Raw genomic sequence first — 325 nt, 5'->3', positions numbered from 1 at the left:
GCTGGATCCCCTGTCCGGCGAAATAAAGCGCCCCCTTTCCTTCCTTTGCATTCAGATGATCCAGAACTTCCATCAATTTCTCACTACCCCGGCGCGGCGCATTATCATCGAACAGATTCAACTGGGCGATGCCCTGACTGAAGAAGTCCCCCAGCATTACCCCTGCTTTCTGATATCTGTGCCCGTCTTTCCATATTGCATCCAGACTCCGCGTCGCTGCTGCAATGATATCCCGGCTGTCCTGTGTCGGGGTGAGCAGCTTCACCGACGCGCTGTTACCGTAGTACGGTTCGTTCAACGCAAAGGGTGACGTTTTAACAAAAGT

The 325-nt window shown here is 53.2% G+C and carries 1 protein-coding gene; it reads right to left on the bottom strand.

The genetic code is table 11. The features are described 5' to 3' along the window. On the bottom strand, positions 1-325 hold a 325-nt coding region (locus OGV69_RS01440; protein WP_286469012.1), incomplete at both ends, for a DinB/UmuC family translesion DNA polymerase.

This window comes from Citrobacter sp. Cc139 (genome assembly GCF_030334645.1).
GTDB lineage: Bacteria > Pseudomonadota > Gammaproteobacteria > Enterobacterales > Enterobacteriaceae > Citrobacter > Citrobacter werkmanii.
Note: the sequence above shows the minus strand (reverse complement) of the source record. Positions and strands in the feature narration are given on the sequence as shown.